The organism is Bacillus taeanensis, assembly GCF_003318295.1.
GTDB lineage: Bacteria > Bacillota > Bacilli > Bacillales > UBA6769 > Maribacillus > Maribacillus taeanensis.
Genome location: NZ_QOCW01000001.1, coordinates 458,874 through 477,527, shown reverse-complemented (window position 1 = coordinate 477,527; position 18,654 = coordinate 458,874). Strand labels below are relative to the sequence as shown.

At 34.8% G+C, this 18,654-nt stretch carries 23 protein-coding genes and 1 other annotated feature; of the genes, 3 read left to right on the top strand and 20 right to left on the bottom strand.

Features of this window, described 5'->3' with window-relative positions; all coding sequences use genetic code 11:
* Positions 1-103: 103 nt before the first annotated feature.
* The 20 genes from rpmA to DS031_RS02235 form a co-directional block, all read right to left on the bottom strand.
* Positions 104-394 (bottom strand): 50S ribosomal protein L27, encoded by a 291-nt coding sequence (gene rpmA / locus DS031_RS02330; RefSeq protein WP_113804305.1) that lies wholly within the window; start codon positions 392-394, stop codon positions 104-106.
* 18 nt (positions 395-412) lie between these two features.
* The gene (locus DS031_RS02325) at positions 413-739 is read right to left on the bottom strand and encodes a ribosomal-processing cysteine protease Prp (protein WP_113804304.1); all 327 of its coding nucleotides are present in this window, start codon (positions 737-739) and stop codon (positions 413-415) included.
* 8 nt (positions 740-747) lie between these two features.
* Complete coding sequence (gene rplU / locus DS031_RS02320) at positions 748-1,056, bottom strand: 50S ribosomal protein L21 (RefSeq protein ID WP_113804303.1); 309 nt, start codon at positions 1,054-1,056, stop codon at positions 748-750.
* Positions 1,057-1,069: 13 nt separating this feature from the next.
* Positions 1,070-1,138, bottom strand: a sequence feature (ribosomal protein L21 leader region).
* 78 nt (positions 1,139-1,216) lie between these two features.
* Complete coding sequence (locus tag DS031_RS02315; protein ID WP_113804302.1) at positions 1,217-2,683, bottom strand: Rne/Rng family ribonuclease; 1,467 nt, start codon at positions 2,681-2,683, stop codon at positions 1,217-1,219.
* A gap of 38 nt (positions 2,684-2,721) precedes the next feature.
* Positions 2,722-3,573: a M50 family metallopeptidase gene (locus tag DS031_RS02310; RefSeq protein ID WP_113804301.1), complete on the bottom strand. Its 852-nt coding sequence runs from the start codon at positions 3,571-3,573 to the stop codon at positions 2,722-2,724.
* Positions 3,566-4,345, bottom strand: coding sequence for a M23 family metallopeptidase (locus DS031_RS02305; protein ID WP_113804347.1), 780 nt, complete (start codon positions 4,343-4,345; stop codon positions 3,566-3,568). Before DS031_RS02305 ends, DS031_RS02310 begins: the two co-directional genes overlap by 8 nt.
* 191 nt (positions 4,346-4,536) lie before the next feature.
* On the bottom strand, positions 4,537-5,331 hold the full coding sequence (minD, locus tag DS031_RS02300) for a septum site-determining protein MinD (protein WP_113804300.1): 795 nt from the start codon (positions 5,329-5,331) through the stop codon (positions 4,537-4,539).
* An 18-nt stretch (positions 5,332-5,349) separates the two neighbouring features.
* Positions 5,350-6,027 carry a septum site-determining protein MinC gene (gene minC / locus DS031_RS02295; RefSeq protein ID WP_113804299.1) on the bottom strand — a complete coding sequence of 226 codons (678 nt, stop codon included), beginning with the start codon at positions 6,025-6,027 and terminating at the stop codon, positions 5,350-5,352.
* Between the two features lie 61 nt (positions 6,028-6,088).
* Positions 6,089-6,610, bottom strand: coding sequence for a rod shape-determining protein MreD (mreD, locus tag DS031_RS02290; protein ID WP_113804298.1), 522 nt, complete (start codon positions 6,608-6,610; stop codon positions 6,089-6,091).
* Between the two features lie 3 nt (positions 6,611-6,613).
* Positions 6,614-7,483, bottom strand: coding sequence for a rod shape-determining protein MreC (mreC, locus tag DS031_RS02285; protein WP_113804297.1), 870 nt, complete (start codon positions 7,481-7,483; stop codon positions 6,614-6,616).
* A 15-nt stretch (positions 7,484-7,498) separates the two neighbouring features.
* On the bottom strand, positions 7,499-8,533 hold the full coding sequence (locus tag DS031_RS02280) for a rod shape-determining protein (RefSeq protein WP_113804296.1): 1,035 nt from the start codon (positions 8,531-8,533) through the stop codon (positions 7,499-7,501).
* Between the two features lie 201 nt (positions 8,534-8,734).
* Positions 8,735-9,403 (bottom strand): RadC family protein, encoded by a 669-nt coding sequence (gene radC / locus DS031_RS02275; protein ID WP_113804346.1) that lies wholly within the window; start codon positions 9,401-9,403, stop codon positions 8,735-8,737.
* 55 nt (positions 9,404-9,458) lie between these two features.
* Positions 9,459-10,031, bottom strand: a complete 573-nt coding sequence (locus tag DS031_RS02270) for a Maf family protein (RefSeq protein WP_113804295.1) — start codon at positions 10,029-10,031, stop codon at positions 9,459-9,461.
* A 298-nt stretch (positions 10,032-10,329) separates the two neighbouring features.
* Positions 10,330-11,391 (bottom strand): hypothetical protein, encoded by a 1,062-nt coding sequence (locus DS031_RS02265; protein ID WP_181832963.1) that lies wholly within the window; start codon positions 11,389-11,391, stop codon positions 10,330-10,332.
* Between the two features lie 165 nt (positions 11,392-11,556).
* The gene (locus DS031_RS02260) at positions 11,557-12,237 is read right to left on the bottom strand and encodes a pilus assembly protein PilO (RefSeq protein WP_113804293.1); all 681 of its coding nucleotides are present in this window, start codon (positions 12,235-12,237) and stop codon (positions 11,557-11,559) included.
* A complete protein-coding gene (locus DS031_RS02255) occupies positions 12,234-12,824 on the bottom strand; it encodes a hypothetical protein (RefSeq protein ID WP_113804292.1) in 591 nt (196 codons plus the stop codon). The genes DS031_RS02260 and DS031_RS02255 overlap by 4 nt, the downstream gene beginning before the upstream one ends.
* Positions 12,825-12,826: 2 nt before the next feature.
* Entirely contained in the window at positions 12,827-13,255 is a 429-nt protein-coding gene (locus DS031_RS02250) for a type IV pilus biogenesis protein PilM (protein WP_113804291.1), read from the bottom strand.
* Positions 13,248-14,159 carry a VanW family protein gene (locus DS031_RS02245; protein WP_113804290.1) on the bottom strand — a complete coding sequence of 304 codons (912 nt, stop codon included), beginning with the start codon at positions 14,157-14,159 and terminating at the stop codon, positions 13,248-13,250. The genes DS031_RS02250 and DS031_RS02245 overlap by 8 nt, the downstream gene beginning before the upstream one ends.
* A gap of 22 nt (positions 14,160-14,181) precedes the next feature.
* A complete protein-coding gene (locus DS031_RS02240; RefSeq protein WP_113804289.1) occupies positions 14,182-15,171 on the bottom strand; it encodes a PRC-barrel domain-containing protein in 990 nt (329 codons plus the stop codon).
* 69 nt (positions 15,172-15,240) lie between these two features.
* Complete coding sequence (locus DS031_RS02235; RefSeq protein WP_113804288.1) at positions 15,241-16,443, bottom strand: hypothetical protein; 1,203 nt, start codon at positions 16,441-16,443, stop codon at positions 15,241-15,243.
* 224 nt (positions 16,444-16,667) lie between these two features.
* Here DS031_RS02235 and DS031_RS02230 point away from each other — a divergent pair, with 224 nt between their 5' ends.
* Genes DS031_RS02230 through DS031_RS02220 form a run of 3 tightly spaced genes read left to right on the top strand, consistent with a single transcriptional unit; the run spans position 16,668 to position 18,631 of the window.
* Positions 16,668-17,090 (top strand): type IV pilus modification PilV family protein, encoded by a 423-nt coding sequence (locus DS031_RS02230; RefSeq protein WP_113804287.1) that lies wholly within the window; start codon positions 16,668-16,670, stop codon positions 17,088-17,090.
* Between the two features lie 3 nt (positions 17,091-17,093).
* A complete protein-coding gene (locus DS031_RS02225) occupies positions 17,094-17,522 on the top strand; it encodes a PilW family protein (RefSeq protein ID WP_113804286.1) in 429 nt (142 codons plus the stop codon).
* Positions 17,523-17,548: 26 nt separating this feature from the next.
* A complete protein-coding gene (locus DS031_RS02220; protein WP_113804285.1) occupies positions 17,549-18,631 on the top strand; it encodes a pilus assembly PilX N-terminal domain-containing protein in 1,083 nt (360 codons plus the stop codon).
* Positions 18,632-18,654 lie beyond the last annotated feature (23 nt).

Sequence of the window (18,654 nt, the reverse complement as noted above, 5' to 3'; positions counted from 1 at the left end):
TCCTAGTTTTTACAATTTCCTTCATTATAGCAAAATTCTTAAACTTACTGAAAGGTTTCCAAATAAAAAACTCTAACCCTGAAGGTTAGAGTTTTTTATTTGCTTATGCTTCTTGTGCAGCTGGATAAACACTTACTTTTTTATTGTTACGACCATAGCGCTCGAATTTAACTACGCCGTCGATTTTTGCATAAAGTGTGTCATCTCCACCACGGCCAACATTTGCACCAGGATAAATTTTTGTACCGCGTTGACGGTAAAGAATTGAACCACCTGTTACGAATTGACCATCAGCACGTTTTGCACCAAGGCGTTTTGCAATCGAATCACGACCGTTCTTCGTACTACCTACACCTTTTTTACTCGCGAAAAACTGAAGGTTCATTTTTAGCATAAGTTCCACCTCCTATATTTAAGAAATTCGAATATGTTTACCATATTCAGAGGCAATCGACTTTAACGATACAACCATCGCTTCAAGAAGAAGCTGTACTTTCTCGTCGATGTCCGTCGGTAACCCTTTCGGAACATCACAGCGAAGAAAGCCGCCATCTTCTTCCATGTCAATTATTAGCTCAACATCACATAATGAATGAATAGCATTAACTGTACCAAATGATACTGCCGATGCGCCTGCACATACAATATCATATCCATATGGTCCTGCTTCTGCATGTCCACTCATTGTAAATGATAGTATTTGCTTTTGTTTATTCCTGTTTACATTAACAGTAATCATTTTTAACCTTATGCGTTGATTTTTTCAATAACAACTTTTGTGTAAGGCTGACGATGACCTTGTTTACGGTGATAGTTTTTCTTCGCTTTCATTTTGTAAACGATGACTTTCTTACCGCGGCCATTTTTTTCAACCTTCGCAGTTACAGTAGCACCTTCAACAACAGGGCTTCCTACTTTTACGCTTTCGCCGCCAACCATTAACACTTTATCAAATGTAACAGTTTCGCCAGCTTCAACGTCTAATTTTTCAATAAAGATCTCTTGACCTTCTTGAACTTTAATCTGCTTACCACCAGTTTCAATAATTGCGTACATGACATGCACCTCCTATTTGTCTAAGACTCGCCATTACAGGTGACAATGCTTAAAAACCTGCTCTGTGCGGTTGTAGCTCTTTGGGTGCTCCAAACGAACTAACGTATAAGATATTATCATAAAAAACTCCTAATTGTCAATTGGTTATCTATGATTCACTCTAACTATTAATGCGCTTGTGAATGTCAGCTGCTGAGCCAATATGCCGAATTTTATATTCTTCTCTTGTACTCGATACACTTTCTGTTACAATCAGTTTTCGACCGATTTTATCTTCTAAATACGCTTCATAATGGTCAACTGATTTTTTTAGTTCATGATAAATTTCACTTGAGACTTCAAGCCATATCGCCTCTTCAATAGTATGACGATATTCTAAAAGATCCCTCTCGATACGAAAAAGAACCGTCTCAAGTGATAAATGATAGCCTGTTCCATCACATACTTCACAGCGAACGGAATGAGATTCAAGAAGTGTTTTGCGTTCCTTTTTCCTTGTCATTTCTAGTAAACCTAACTTTGTAAAACCAAAAATTTTTGCTGTCACTCGATCATATTTTAAAGCATTCGTTAATTCATCAATGACAAGCTGCTCATCTTCTTTCGTTTTCATACTAATAAAGTCAATTAAAATAATGCCGCCAATATCACGGAGTCTAAGCTGTCTTGCAATTTCTTTAGCTGCTTCTTTATTAGCTTTTAAGACCGTTTCCCTTAAATTAATTTTTCCAGTAAACTTCCCAGTATTTACATCAATACTTGTTAAAGCTTCTGTTTGGTCAATTACAAGGTAAATGCCATCTTTTAACCATACAATTCGCTTAAGCGCTTTTAGCAGTTCGCTTTCAATTCCGTAATAAAGAAAAAGCTGTTCTTTTTCTTTATATAGGATTAACTTATCTTTTAATTGCGGATAAGGGGATAAGCGCTCGCTTAATTTTCGCCATTCTTCATAATCATCAACAATAATTTCTTCAATTTTATGAAAAGCAAAATCACGGATGACCTTTGAAGTTAATGTAAGATCTCTATAAACTAAAGAAGGTCGAGAAACATGCTTTGCATTCGCTAAGATGTTCTTCCATACTTTCTTTAAATAAAAAAACTCCTGTGATGCTTCTTCAAATGAGTGATTCTGAGCAGCTGTACGAATAATAACGCCTTCTTTATTTTCACAAAGGTTCTTTCCAAATTCGCGCCAGCTTGCTCGAATACCCTGAGGCATGTTTTTTGAAACACCAATATATTGATCTTTTGGCATAAATACCATATAAATGCCAGGAATAGAAACTTTCTCTGTTAAACGTGGTCCTTTTGTTCCTACAGCTTCTTTTGTTACTTGAACAAGAATTTCTTCCCCTTCTTTAACAGCTTGTGAAATTTGACTCTTTCCCTGTAGGCGCTCCTGCGCTAATTCATCGCGTGACAAATAACCATTTTTATCCATACCTATATCAACAAAAACCGCCTGCATTCCTGGAAGCACCTTTGTTACTTTTCCTTTATAAATATTTCCAACTGTTTCTTCACTTTCAGACTCTTGTACAAAAAACTCTATTGTTTTTCCATTTTCAACAATCGCAACACGCTGCTGCCTTGTTGTAAGATTCATTAATATTTTTTTCACAAAAGCAAACCCTTTCTATTTGAAACCATCTCCAATTTTCATTTTGAATGAAAACACTCTGCTACGGTAGACCATGCTTTTTGTTCTTTAAAAAAAAGATGTAATAAGTCATATTCATTTATGATAGGATGCCTTGGTTTCATACCTTGCTTTAATATAATACGATGTGAAACCCCTTTTCGAAAAGTTTTTAACACATCTTGAAGAAATGCTGTTTCTTGAACTTCAATAAACAACTGCTTTTCGCAATCTCGTTTTTGTGCATGATAACGTTCTAGTAAAAACCGCAAGTATATATATGGGTGATGCCGCCATTCCCTATAATGAGCAGCTCCCAGAAAAAGGATAATAATAAAAACATTTAATTGAAAAGGGTAAAAAATGAAACAGACCATTGCAAAAACGATAAGGAAATGAAGAGAAATAACCAACGAAACAAGGTGTGCACGTTTAAATGGATAACGTCGTGCACACGCTAAAAATAACAGTTTTCCACCATCTAACGGCCAAATCGGAAGCAAATTAAAAAATAAGATCATGAAATTATATGTTAAAAATTGCTCGTAAAATGCAGGATCCCATATATTAAAGGTCATTAAAAAATAAGCAGCACCAGTCATCCAGATATGCTGACATGGACCAGCCATTACAACAATGAACTCCTCCCTAAACGGCTTATTGCCATGCTCATCCACTTCTGCTACTCCACCAAACGGAAGAAATACAATTTTCTTAATCCGCCAACCAAAAAAATAGGCCGCTCCAGTATGCCCTATCTCATGAATGAAAATTAGACAAAATACAAGAATAAAATCGCGAAAATGCCCTGTAATCATTGAAATACTAAATACAGCCCAAAAGAGTGGATGAATAACAAATTTATTAATCAAATGAAATCACCTGGATAGGATCAATAAACGATTCACCCTGCTTCAGAGCAAAGTAAAATATCCCCAAATTTGCATCTTGATCTGTTGTTGCGCTTCCGACCTGCTCCCCGCGTTCTACAAAATCATATAATTTCACTTCAATATTTGCCAATTTTCCATACCAAGATTCACTGCCATCATCATGTTGAATCACAACGGTTTTCCCGATATCTTCTTCTTCACCTATAAAGCTTACAAATCCTTCCCTAACTGCACCAATCTGCTCATCAGGTCCTGTTTCAAGAAGAATTCCTTGACCATTTTTACTGAAATTTTCAGTAACCTTCCCGCTTGCCGGTACCGCGTAAGCTTCAGCAAAACTGTTAACGAATTGATTCTTTTGTTCATTATTAGTATCGGTTTTTTTCTCGGGAAATAATACTAACGGTTTACCAAATTGCTCTTCATACCATGAAGAAACTGCCGCAAATTGAAATTCCTGCTGAAATGAATGACGCACAACTTGCTGACCTGTTTGAGCAAATGGTGTATTTTGTTTAAAGAGGATCCCCACGATAAGAAACAAACAAACGGAAAGCGTGATCTTTATTAAAAATGCCTCTTTATTAAACAAAGGATGGAGCGGTTGTTCTTCTTTTTTAAAAGGAGAAGAAATTGAATGTTCCTTTTCTTCCTCTATAAAAGGTGGTTGAGATTGAAAATTGTCATAACGAGTGCGCTCTTTTTTTCTCTCTTTATGACGTTTTCGGACCTCATCAATACTCTTTTTCATCATACCCTTCCTCTCACCCTGTTTTGATACATTTTATGACTTGTCCGGAAAGGTTATGACTAAGAGCAAACGAAGGAAATAAGACTACTATTATTATTTAACAACACAAACACAAAAAACTTCACTCGATATCAATTTGGCACATTAAAATCATGCGAATAAGTCGAGTGAAGAATGTAAACCATATAGTATTAGCGAATACCTAAAAACTTTTTCACCTTTTTAAAAAGGCCTTTTTCCTCTTGAAGCGAAAGAAGGGGAACAGATTCACCTAAAATACGTCTTGCAATATTACGATAAGCTATAGAAGCTTGACTGCTCGGATCTAATGCAATCGGCTCTCCTCTGTTAGATGCTGTAATAACATTTTCATCATCTACAACAATACCTAACAATTCAATTGCTAAGATCGAAACAATTTCATCGATATCAAGCATGTCGCCATTTTTCATCATATGACTGCGGATTCGGTTAATAACTAGACGAGGTGATTCAATATCTTCTTGTTCCAATAAACCAATAATGCGATCTGCATCACGGACTGCAGACGTTTCAGGAGTTGTAACAACAATCGATTTATCCGCTCCAGCTATGGCATTTTTAAAACCTTGTTCAATTCCAGCGGGACAGTCAATAATAATAAAATCATATTCCTGTTTTAGTTCTTTTACAATTCTCTTCATTTGTTCAGGCTGAACAGCAGATTTATCTTTTGTTTGTGCTGCCGGAAGCAAATACAAACATTCAAAACGCTTATCTTTAATAAGAGCTTGGTGAAGGCGGCACCTTCCTTCTGCCACATCGACTAAATCATAAATAATTCGATTTTCAAGCCCCATTATAACATCTAAATTACGCAAGCCAATATCAGTATCGATTAAACATACTTTATGACCCGATAATGCAAGCGATGTCCCGATATTTGCAGTTGTTGTTGTTTTTCCAACGCCCCCTTTACCAGAAGTCACAACAATAGCATCTCCCACGCGACATTCTCCTTTCTCCTATACTCTCGACAGATTAGGTCTTAAATTCGGTAATATTTGAATTCGATCAATTGTAATATGCTGCTCGTCTTTTTCTATGTAAGCACATTCCATCTCATTTCCTTTTTCTTTGTGAGATGACTGATCAGGAGCCCTGCTCACAATGCTTGCAATCCGAAGTTGAGAAGGCTTCATTACCGATGCGGCAATAACGGCTGCTGTATCTCCATTAGCCCCGGCATGAGCAATTCCTCTTATAACACCCATCACATAAATATTTCCTGATGCGATTACTTTTCCACCAGGGTTTATATCACCAATTAAAAGTAAATCTCCATGGACCTCTAATACTTGTCCTGAACGAATAATTTTTGCAACGGATACAATTTGATTGCTGCGCCGCATCTCATCCGCTTCTTCTTTTGTGATAACATTGCAATCAATACGCTCTACAACAAGATTTTTTTTTCTACGTATGAGGTCCCGTATTTCTTGTTCCTCATCAGGTGTCAAGTATCGATTTCCTACGTCTAACTGCACATAAATTAAACGTCCTTCTGTTTCATTTCGTGTACTTGCAGAAAGCTTTTCATCTAACTCTTCCAGTAATATATCGTATGAACAACGGTCATCTAGAATTAATTTGAAACCGTCTTTTGTTCCTTTTATTGAAACAAAGTGCTGTTTTTGTTTCATTCTGATGATTCACCTCAACGTAGTAATATTCAACAAAACAGTAAGCAAATCCTTTTTCAAGTTATGAATTTATCTCGTTTAGTGTTCTTATTTCAACAAGCAGTTTTCGGAGCGGATAATACATTAATACAAAAATTAAACCATTTAATATAAGGCTTGGGAAGAGCCTTTCATAAGCAAAATTTTCAAATGATAGAGAAACAATATTAATAATCGCATATAACCCATAAACCATTGTATCAAGAATTCCAGCACCTAGTAATGCTAATAACAAACTTGTCATTAAATTTGGATAAAAAAACCGTGTAATCATGCCGATTGCATAAGCGGTAAACGCCATAGAAAACAAGTAAATCCCAATTAAGTCTGTATAAACAATATCATGTAAAAAACCAAAAACAAGCCCATAGAACACGGCTTGCATACGACTTAAATAAATCGATATACAAATAATAATCATCATGACAAAGCGCGGAATAAGCACAGTATCAAACCCAAAACTCTCAGGTGCAAATACTTGCATCACTGTTCCTTCTATAATAAAAAAGAGAAAGGTGAGAAATGGAAGAAGAAATCGCTTCAATTTTTAACCCCCCATTTCTAGTTCATCATTTTCAGTAACAATTTGTGATTTTCTTTCCACAACCATAACATGATCAATATTATATAAATTCGCTGCTGGTTTTACATATGCAGATTTTGTTAACCCATAATCATCGTTTTTCACTTCTACCACTTCCCCAATGATTAACCCCTTCGGAAAAACGCCTCCTAGCCCTGAAGTCACAATAGCAGCGCCTTCCTTAATTTCAATATCGGCCGTTGCATTAAAGATTAACATCTGTTTCTCACTATTAAACCCTTCAATAATCCCAAATATTTCCTCATTATCTTCCACTACTGCAGAAATTCGATTTGTACGATCAAGAGCGCTTATAAGCTGAACTGTACTTGAAAATTCCTGCGCATGGAGCACTTTCCCAATCAGTCCTTCAGGTGTAATAACAGCCATATTCTGGTCAATACCATCCTTTTGACCTTTATCAATTGTAATTAATTTATTCCATCGATCTGGAGACCTTGCAATAATACTGGCTGGAAAAACATTATAGTCCTGCAAACTTTCCTTTTTATCAATTAAAGCCTTAAGACTTTCATTATCCTCTTTTAATTCCTTTACATCATAAGCAAGTTTTGCATACTCATCAAGACGGGCTTTCAATACTTGATTTTGCTCATATAAGTTTTTCATTTCTTGGATATTTTCAAAGAAACCCGCTGCAGCTTGAGCGGGTTTATAAAAAATAGACTGCACCCATCCTACGGAATCTTTCAAAAATTGCTCAGGGGTACTTAGTGATTTTCGTTCTTTCATTGAAAATCCTATCATTGCTACTAAAATAATAATACTAACAAGCAGTACAATTAAACGTTTATTTGAAAAAAAACGAGGCATCCTAACACCTTCTTATTATCGCAATTTTCTAGATGTAAAACTTGGTCTTGAGCGGAATAAATGTAGATTTTCAAGTGCTCGCCCTGTCCCAATCGCTACACATTCTAATGGATTTTCAGCTACAATAACCGGCATTTGTGTTTCTTCACTTATCACATAATCAAGGTTGCGAAGAAGAGCGCCTCCCCCTGTAAGCACAATGCCGCGGTCCATAATATCAGCTGCTAATTCCGGTGGGGTTTTTTCCAATGTTACTTTTACTGCTTCAACAATACTTTCGACAGTATCACTTAATGCAGACGCGATTTCTTTTGGTGTAACTGTAAGTGTCTTTGGTAAACCTGTCAATAGATCACGACCGCGAATTTCCATATCTTCAATGCCTTCAGTAGAGCCGGCAGAACCTATTTCTATTTTTAATGCTTCAGCCGTCCGTTCTCCAATCATTAAATTATAACTCTTTTTTACATATTGAATAATTGCATCATCCATTTCATCTCCCGCAACACGAATCGATTGACTTGTAACGATTCCCCCTAATGAAATAATCGCTACTTCTGTTGTACCGCCCCCAATATCAACAACCATACTTCCTGTTGGCTCCCATACTGGTAAATCTGCCCCGATAGCGGCTGCAAATGGCTCCTCAATTGGAATCGCTTCTTTTGCGCCAGCTTGTTTTGTTGCGTCTTCCACCGCTCTTTTTTCTACTGCAGTAATCCCACTTGGCACACAAACCATTACATTTGGTTTCCCTGCAAATATTGAACGATTTTTTTGGGCCTTTTGAATAAAATATTTCATCATTGTTGCTGTTGTTTCAAAATCAGCAATGACACCATCTTTCATCGGTCGTGTTGCCACAATATTTCCTGGTGTTCGTCCAATCATGTTTTTTGCATCATTACCAACCGCTTCAATTGCCCCTGTATCCGTTCTGCGAGCAACAACAGAAGGTTCACGAACAACTACACCTTTTCCTTTTACATAAACAAGGGTATTTGCTGTTCCTAAATCAATACCTAGATCTTTTGAAAAGCCACCAAACATATATGTAAACTCCCTTCATAGTTAAAAAACATCCAATAAATAAAAAGTATATTCACGTAAAATAGACGGTAAACATTAAGAAACAAACCGTTTCCTCTATAAAAATGAGCGAAACGATTTGAATAAAGTACCATTTATTGCATTTTCTATATATCAATCAATAGTTTAAATTATACTCTAAACAAATCGAAAAAAATAGTATTAAACATATCCTTTTTCTTTTAAGCTAATATATCTTTTATCACCAATGATAATATGATCAAGTACTTCCATTCCTAACAACTGGCCGCACTCTACGAGACGCTTTGTCACTTCAATGTCTTCATGACTAGGAGCAGGATCTCCGCTTGGGTGATTATGAAAACAAATAATTGAAGCAGCAGAACGTTTTAATCCTTCTTTAAACACTTCCCTCGGATGAACAATTGATGCATTTAAACTTCCAATAAAGACCGTTTGACGGTGAATGACTTGATTTTTCATATTTAAATATATACAAACAAAGTGTTCCTGAGTTAAAAAGCGCAGTTCTTCCATCACATAATTTGCTCCGTCTTCAGGTGTCCGAATAGTATACTTTTCACCGCTGTGCTGGCGATGAATGCGGCGGCCAAGTTCAAATGCAGCTAAAATCTGAACTGCTTTGGCAAGCCCTATTCCTTTAACAGCAATTAATTCCTCAACTGTTGCGTGCTGAAGCATTCTTAGCCCGTCAAAACTCTGCATCAGCCGCTGAGAAAGTTGAATAACAGAATCATTAACGGTTCCAGTACGTAAAAGGATTGCCAGCAATTCTTGATTAGATAGAGCTTCTACTCCTTCATACAGCAGTCGTTCACGCGGACGTTCCTGCTTTGGAAGATTCATCATGCATGCTTGTTTCTCTTTCAACCTTTACTCCTCCTAGTACATTTTACATGACTGACTAGGTGCTTAAAGTAATACCAAACTTCTTTAATTCTCTTACTGTTCGTGCCAGAGGCAGTCCAACAACATTAAAATAATCCCCATGAATTTCTTGTACCAATACTGCGCCCAATCCTTGAATACCGTATCCTCCTGCTTTGTCATACGGTTCACCGCTTGAAATGTAGGCATGAATTTCTTCGTCTGTTAAATCGTAAAATGTGACTTCCGTTTTCCCATGAAACAGGCAGGTCTTTTCTCTGCTAATAATTGCCACCCCAGTATAAACCAGATGCTTCCTTCCTGAAAGCATCAGAAGCATTTGACGTACATCTTCTTTATTTTTGGGTTTCCCTAAAATGTTTTCATCTAAAGTAACCACAGTGTCTGCGCCTAAGACAACGCAATCGCGATGCTGCTCATAAACAGCATTTGCTTTTTGATGTGCAAGTTGTTCAACTATTTGAGAAGGGGGCAAAAGATCAGAAATATGCTCTTCAATATGACTAACCGAGACTTCAAATGGGATAAAGACATTTTGCAGAAGTTCTTTTCTTCGAGGTGAACCAGAGGCAAGTATGAGGCGGTTCATACGATCACCCTTTTCTATTTTTATCTACTGTCTGTCGTATAAGGGCTCAATTTAAGCATATCAAATCCTTTATACGAAGACAATGTCCATTTTTCACACATCATAAGCACTCCATTTAAAATTTTTCGCTATTATGATGTATTTTATGTCGATATTTTTTAAATTTGTCTAAGGAAGGAAAAACCAATAACGTTTCCAAAAGCTTCGGTGTTCTTATAGTTAAATTCTTTTCGAAAATTTAACGTTATGAAACTGTAAAAAAGACGCTTTTCTATTAAAGAAAAAACGCCTTACCTTATTATTGCAATAAATTTTTATATGCGATAAAAGTATCTAGCAATAACTGCTCTGTTTTCCATAATTCCTCTTTCTTGTTACTAGTTGTGTAAACATGAAAGGAAACAACGGCTTCTTTTAAGGTTGTTTTAAATTGTTCTACCTGTTTTGCATGACTATCCTCAAATGAGACGCCTTTTAGCTGCTGTTCCCATTCTTGAAATTGATTCTTTACTTCCTGCCACTCTTCCTTATTTAATGGATTAGCTTCCGTTAGTTGATATGCAGTGATATTAAGCAGCTTTTCATACACCTGTTTTCCTGATGCTAATACCACTTCCTGTTCTTCTATAAACTGTTCTTGATTAGATAGTTTTACTTCTTTTTTATATTTATAAGTATCTTGTCCATTCTGTTTATACATGTCACTTAATAAACCTGCTGCTTCGTTAGATAAGGTTACTCCAATCAACATGGACATTGGATCTTCATTTGTATCGAGTACTGCTGCATAACCATTTTCTTTTACATTATTCATAGCTTCTATCCCTTTATCTTGTGTTGAATAAGCACCTCCCTGCACAACATAAACAATTAAGTCAAGCTGTAGAGGTCCAGCTTTCATAGCCGCAGTTGGTAAGCTTTCACTTTGTTCGCTTTTCTGCATACTTTCAGAAAAAATGTTTTTTTGTGTAAAAAGCATTAACATTAGTAAACCAAAAATAAGTCCAATAATAATAGCAGCAAGGATAGCGTAAATAACCTTTTTCGGGAATGTAGTGAATGACATTTTTTTTTGACTAAAAGGACCAGATCGCTTTCTTTTACGCTGCCCTGCAAAAATTGGTTCTCCTTGTCGCTCTTCCTCTTCATTCATAATAGGTTGTCCATGTTGACGATCTTCAAAATGCTTTTGAAAATCAATTACTTTTTTACTAATGTTTCCTTGATCCGGTAACACCCATTGAAATTCATCTTCATTATCTTCTGCTGCAGCTGTTTCTCTTGCGGGATCCTGTTCCTCCAGCTTCGTTTCTTTTCCATTAATCCGAATCGAAATTTGCCGGTCATCTTTTTTCATCATGCCAGCTCCTCTCCTACTGCTTGTACATGTCATTTTATGCACATGAAAGGTTTATTAGAACTGCATACATATAACGTTAGCCGTACTATATCATACGATAAAAAAAAATGAACAAGAGTTTTGTCATCTTGTTCAAAAAGATTTCGTCATATTTCTAACTTTTTCTTAAGAAGGGTCATCTCGACTACCGCCATGATAAAGAGGATTATTTTTATCTGCGGGTGCAGGGTATTCAACTGAAGGTAAATCATTTAGTAATTCTTCTAAACCTGGTATGTAAAATGTCGATACTTGTACAGAATAATTAATTTGATCTACTTCTTCATCAATGGAAAGGATTTCTCTATTTCCTGAAAAATTTAATGAATCAATTTTAGTAATTCTTTCTAATGATTCAATCTCTTCAAGAAAACGCATAAGGTTACTATATCCTTTAGATGCCATATTTAACTGAACTGTGATTCGTTTAACGTCTTCTGGAATTACTTGGTTTTCTTCATCTTCTAATAATGCGTCTCCTTCACTAAAAATCATTGATCGAATCAGACTGTCTGAAATAACCTCCGCTTTTTCCAGCTGTAAAATAAATTGATCAACAAGCGGTTGAACTGGAACTTCTTTTTGGAGCTGTATCGCGCTTTCATAGTTAAACGCATTTTGTTCTAATTGCTGCGCTTCTAATAAAGCTAACTGGGATGATGCATGTTGAAAATTTTTCTCTGCTTTTTCCAGCTCTTGTTTTGCCGGAAGTAAAAATGCAGCATACCCACTTCCTAAAATGAGCAGCATGAAGAAAATAATAATGATAAGGAGATAATGAGGTGCCATTTCTATAAGCCTTTTCATTTTTCTTGCTTCTTCACTTCCCGTAATGCGGATTCGTTTATCGTAAGTTCATAATTAGCTTGATATCTTGGTAATATATTATCTCCATCACTTGTACTATCTTGCTCACTTAATGGCTGTGCTGTTATAGTGAGAAACTTAGCGTCGCTAATATAGAGAGATTCAGTCAATTCATAAAGATATTGTGACGATTCACGTATTGTGTCAAACATTACTGCAATCGTAATTTTTCCATCATCACTGTATTGATAATCCACAAAGAAACCACGTTCAGGAAGCAATGATACAAGATGATTTAATAAAAAAAACGTTGATATTTTTATCGACTCGATCCAGTGAATATTTTCTTGTAAAAGCTCTTTCTCGCTTTCTGTTTCATTTGCAAGTTCAGCTAAAAGTTCTTCATTTTTTAGTTCAATAACTTGTGTATCTTTCAATATCTTCTCAAGACTGTGGGACGTTTGCTGATAGTCAATATAAAGCCAAAAAAGCGTACAGCTAAACACAAGTAGTAATAAACTATATAATAAAGATGGCTTGATTAACCGCTTTTTCTTAGAAGGTAAAAGATTAATATCAACGTACATAGCTACACCTCTTTAATTGCTAACCCTAATGATGAATAAAAATGAAGCGGCAGCCGAAATCCATCAATCGTTTTAAGTGATTTATCTTCGAAAATTGTTATTGCAATATTAAAGGCATCTCTTAGTTTGTTTTCAATTACTTTATATTCCGGATGATCACCGGTTAATAAAATATGACCAACTTCTTGTTCGCCTTTATTCATCGTGAAGCGGTAAAAATCCATAATTCTTCTAATCTCAGTAATACTGCTGCTAATCTTTTCTTCTAATGCTGTTTGTTCTCCAATCCATTTTAGCACTTCAGTACCAATTGCACTTCGTTTTTTCTCCCATTTTTCATAAGAAGTACTGAGCATAATATGTCTAATAAAAACAGGTTTATGATCATGAAAAATACTTACATTCAAAGCATCAATATCATACTTAATCATTAACAAATGAAACCGTAAGCATATTTTGCGATACATTTATTTGAAATTTGTAAGATAAAGTATTCGGATTGTAAAAAACTAAGTCTTTTTTCTGTGGAACGACTTTCGCTTCATAGCCTACGTCTATATAAGGAATTTTTTTGCGTCCAATGTGGCGTTCAATCATTTCAAAATTAGTTGGCAAAACAGCTGCATAAATGCCAGCTGCTAATATATTTAAGCTTTCTGATTCAACAGGCTCTAATCCTCGCTGCTTCATCATCTGAAGCATAGATATACTCGATTCTGGTTCAATTACAAAACCGTCTAGTGATTCTGCCCACTTTATTAATGTGGAAGATGAAGAGATATTGGTAATTTCCTTTTCAGATACTGTTTGCTGCAGAAGCTCTTCTTTTGACAAATACTTTACAAGGTCGAGGTCAATTGAAGTGCTTTCTAACGATGATGCTATTGTGATTAGATCGTTTTGAAGCTCCTCTTTATTTATATTTGCTAACACATTATATTCTTGAAATGGTACCAATTGTTCATCAAATGTTTGCTGATTCACCTTAACATAGAGAGGAGAAAATCCCGACTTCATTGCCTCTTTCACACTGGCTTCAATATCAAAAGAAACTACGTCGGTCGGAATGGTAATAATAAGGTCTTGAAAGCGTAAGGAAAGGTGGGCTTCTGTTTTCCATCTCATCGTATGATCCTTTACTTTATCATATATATCTTTATAAGATGTATTTCCTAACTGAAGAGAACCAACTTTAAGCTGCTCATTCCCCTTATTATTGCTTATAACCTGCTCATATGAATAGGCACCTGCGTACGTAAAAGTAAAAATGAATAACACCGATAACAGTATTGAAAGAAATAATTTTACAAACAATTTTAAATCTGAATGAGACATACAATTGCCTCCTTTTAGCTATTTACGATCCTCTCACATTCATTGAGAGATCAACGACAACAGCTGGCCCAATGTCTTGTGCTTTTATAATGTCTTCTCGCGTTAAAACCGTATCTTTTTTTACTATAACATTTCCCTCTTCATCTGTAATATCTTTCAATACGACCTTGCCTTCTAAAATATTAATTTGTCTTTCCCGAAAAGCATCATGGGCCTCATTAATATGTTCAGGTTGAGTTTGTTTGGTAGTTTTTGGTGAAGGGGTCTCCATTTTATAATTATTTTTAAACATGCTGCTTGCCAGTTCACTCTTATCTCCTTCATCTATTACAAACAGATCTTTTTTCTCTGTCTGCTGTTCATTATGAACAGCGGGATGATTGAATAAAGTTTCTTCAAATAATTGATCACTTTGATCTAAGAAGATTGAAACATTTTCTTCTGTCTCTTCAAATGGCTTTTCCTCAGCCGTTTCTGCTGTATTAAAGGTTTCAAATTGCTTTTCTTCTTTTTCTGATTGTACGCTTTCACTTTTTCCGTTTACAAGCTGAATCGCTTCATCTTTTACTACTAAGAAGTCACGTCCATAAGTAATAATATATTCAGCATCTAAACCAATCTTTTTTTCTTTATATTGGAGTGAAAATTCTCTGATTTTCCCTGTTTGTTCATCAATATAAAAATCAATGATTTCTCCTAACAATTGTCCTTTTGTTCCAATTACCTTTGCATTTAATATTCTTACTTTTTGCTTCAATAACTTGTTTGCTTCAGGGCTGTCCATTAAGGCAATTACTTCACTTTCGCTTTGAATTGTAACAGCATCACCAATGCCGACAACCTTATCAAATGAAATCACTCTGTCAATAAATAACCATTCTTCATTTTCAACTTTCAAAAATTCTACTGTCCCTTTTGCTGGACTAATAATTAACTCATTCACAATTCCATGTTTCAAGCCATCTTTAATGCTTGCAATAGAACATCCTATGATTTCACTGTTTTTTTTCATCTTTCACCACACCTAAATCCCGTATTATTGTCTAAACTTATAAAAATGGTTTCAGAAAACCATTTTTATTTAACAATATTGTTCCAAATAGTATAATACTTCATTATAAAATGTTTCATGACCTTGAAAGCGTTCCTTTAAATATTCCAGTAATAATGACAGCTGTTCACGCTGACCTGTATTTGCATAATAATCACGCAGCATGGATGCAAATTTATAATAACGAACATCATCAAGATCTGTTTCAAGTATTGCTTTGATTATCTTTTCAAACTCATTAAATTTCTTTTCAGCCTGTAATAGCTGCAGCTGTTCATAATACACACCCAAAATCTCATTTTGAAAATAATTTTCTTCCTGTAAATCTGCTCCATATAACTCTAATTGTTCATTTTCATAAAGAAGGGCAGCAGCAGCATCAATTTCAATTATTTCCATTTTTAATTCAGCGCTTTCTAAGCAATAAACACTACCTTCTTCCTCAGAAGTATAAAATCCCTTTGATTCTTGATCAAATAAAATTTCATCAATTTGTTCTAATACATCGCTTTCTTCAAAATCATTATAGTCGTCTTTATCTAATCCAGACTGCATTTCAATATTGTGCTCTTCTATAGGCTGCTCATGTTTCAACTCTTGTTCTATTGATTTAAACAGCTGTTCACGTCTGTTATTTTCATGATCAATCTGGTATTCATTTATCTCATCGTCGACCTCTTGTTTATTAAAGTGTTCCTCGATCGAATCAACACGATTATGTAAAAAAGATAAATCTTCTTCATCCTGTACAATGTTTGGTTGGTGTAAGCTGCCTTCCTCAATGTATTCATCTGTTACGAGATCGGTACGCTGTTGAGGAATTGTTTCCAAGCTGTTTGAATAACTGGTAGGGTCTATGTTTTTTCCCATAAGTTCAGCTGCTTCAGCTTCTTCTTTAATCGGGCTATCTAATTCAATGAATGAATCCTTTGTTGGTTTATAATCATCGTCCTTTAACTCTTTATACTCTTTATACTCATTATTCTGTTCCTCTTTTTCAACAAGCTGAGTATATCTTTTAAACAACACATAAGCACAAACCATACTGATCGCCGTTAAAAGAAGACCTACCATCCACCCCTTATAAAAAGGTTGTATGTAAATTCCTATTATTGCAATTACCCCAGAACAAGTAACAATTAACACTTTTATAAGATTTGAAAAGTTTAATGGTAAAAAAACAAAAAGTGGAATCAATAAAATTACTGCTGAAGCGGCAAATACATATTTCAAAATAGTTTCCCTTCTTTTTAAACATAATATAAAAATCCAATTTCACTACTAAAAACTGAAGGGGACGATGTCCAACCTTTATCGTGAGTTTTTATAAATAGGAGATTCTCTAACGATCGTTCTTCTTTCATTTTAGTGTATTGTATAATAATATGAAAGTGTTAAATAACGCTCTTTTTAATATTTTTAAGACAACAAATCTTACTTTATAACAGGAGATTTCAATGCACTTTAATAAAAAAGAAGATGGCTTTACGTTATTAGAAGTTTTACTATCCTTATCCATTTTATCCATTGTATTATTAACCTTTTCAGGATTGTTTTTACAATCAACTTTTTTTTCATCCAAAAACGAAGACCATCTTGCAGCTGTTCACTTAGCACCTGAAGTGTTAATCGAAGTGAAACAAACTTTAAATCCTTCTAACTTTTTAAACTTAAGCAGCAGTTATACTGTCACAGAGTTTAACAGTACATTTAATGCTAACCTTCATGAACAACTTGATTATTATATTTCTATCGATGTTCATTATGAAGAGGATCAACAAATAACAGATAACCTTTTACACATCTATATTAAAATTTACACATTAGAAAATAATCAAGAGAAGATATTAATAGAAACATTCGGCTACAAAGGAATGTAACTAATGAAAAAAAGAATCTATGAAAATCAAGCAGGCTTAACACTTCTTGAAGTACTAATAACCGTTACTATACTAGGCATTGTTTTTAGTATGAGCTGCTCTATTTTATTAAACGGCTTACAATCCTCAAAAAAAGGCCAAACATTGAATATGATACAGCAGGAAGCAAATATTGTGCTTAATTTTATAAAAGAAGCTCATTACTCAACTGCTGATCGTTATTACATAAGTTGTACATCAAATGAAATAGTGATAGATGAATTTCAAATAACAAGCACCACATTTTCTTATGAATGTACCTTTAGTCAAAATGACCATTCTTTTACGGAAGGGACCATTAACCCTTTACTTCCTTTAAAAATTAAATTAACGATTGTTAATAATGAAACGGGTAAGCCTTTCATAATAGAGACAGCTGTTAAAAAACGCTAACGTTAGAAATTAAAAGGAGAACAACGATGAAAATGTTAAATCAGCAAGGTGCTGCATTAGTAATTGTTCTTATAACAATTACTGTCTTTACCATTGTTGGAGCGACAGTAATGAGTTCCACGCTCAATACAACAAAGCAAACAATCATAACAGAAGAAAACATTCAAGGAACCCATTTAGCGGAAATGGGTGTTGATTATTATAAAGCAAAAATCGAAAAATCTCTTATACAGCTTAATAACTTGAACAACATCCAACAAGAAATACAGAAAGCGATGGATTACAATTCGGATTTTTCCTTTAAAATTGAAAACATTGTAATGACGGAAACTAGTTTACCTACTAAAGACATTCTTGAAATAACATTTGACAGCAAGGGATATAAAGAGGAGAAACAGATTGGCAAAACGATTAAAGGCTCTATTTATTTAAAGAAGCCTTTTAACCCATCTGATGAAGAAAGCCCTGGAGAAAGTGCTGAGAACTTTCCAAGACCGCCAACAACCTATACCGAAAGAACGAGCAATAATATCGGTAATCAAGCAGAAGAAACCATTACTACAGATACACGTGTTGACGGAAATCTCAACTTGGAAACCAGAAATAATTTAAATGTTTATGCAGATCTCTATGTAGATGGAAAAACCATTCTATATAATGATAGTAAGCTATTCATTCATGAGACAGGTTTTTTTAATGGGAAAATGGAGTTGAAAAATAGCAGCCAACTAACTGTTCATAATGATGGATATTTTAATGAGGGATTAGAATTAAAAAATGACGGAATCATTACAATTAAAGGGAATGCTTACTTTTATAATTTAATTCAACAAATGCTTACAGTATATAACAGTGGACAGATCATCATTGACGGAGATGCTTATTTTTATAATAGTGAAAGTAATTTTGCTGATATAAAATCGAATGCTATCATTTGCATTAAAGGAACATTACACTATAATACCCTGCCCCCTTCTGATATTATTCTTTCCCCTTCATGTCCATCAACCGGACAAGGTATTTATGCACAAAAAATAGAGCCTGTTACTGAAGGTACTAATAACCAGTGGAATCTGTCACCAGACTCTTTAAATACGATTTATAACTAAATAATAGATATAATATTCCCACC